Source organism: Bradyrhizobium sp. CFUWI (genome assembly GCF_056429085.1).
Genome location: NZ_JBWJZE010000331.1, coordinates 1 through 383 on the forward strand (window position 1 = coordinate 1; position 383 = coordinate 383).

1 protein-coding gene is annotated in these 383 nt (G+C 69.2%); it reads right to left on the reverse strand.

The window, feature by feature from the left end; translation table 11 throughout:
- Nucleotides 1-119: 119 nt before the first annotated feature.
- On the reverse strand, nucleotides 120-383 hold a 264-nt coding region (locus AC066S_RS40050), incomplete at its 5' end, for a YdcF family protein (RefSeq protein WP_478272102.1).

Here is a 383-nt window from a genome sequence, read left to right on the forward strand (position 1 = left end):
GTGCCGCCGATGGCCACTTGCTGGATGCCGAGGACTTTGAAGGGACGCTGTTCGGGGGTCATGGTGAAAGGCTCCTGAAAAGAAACGGGTTGGTGATGGATGCGGCCTGTGCGCCTGCGTCACAGCTCGCGCAGCGCCCAGCTGCTGGCCAGCGCGAAATACTCGCGCAGCCAGGCGTTGTAGCGCGTGGTGATCGGCGTCGGCGCGCCGACGGGCACCACGGCGGCCAGGCCCTGCCGCCGGGCAATATGCACCGCGCGCAGCAGGTGGAAATCGCTGGTCACCACGGCCGTGGGAGCGTCCGCCGGCACGCCGCGCGCCTGCAGCAGCGGCCGGCTGAGCGCGAGGTTCAACTCGGTGCTGGTGCTCTGCGCTTCCAGCAC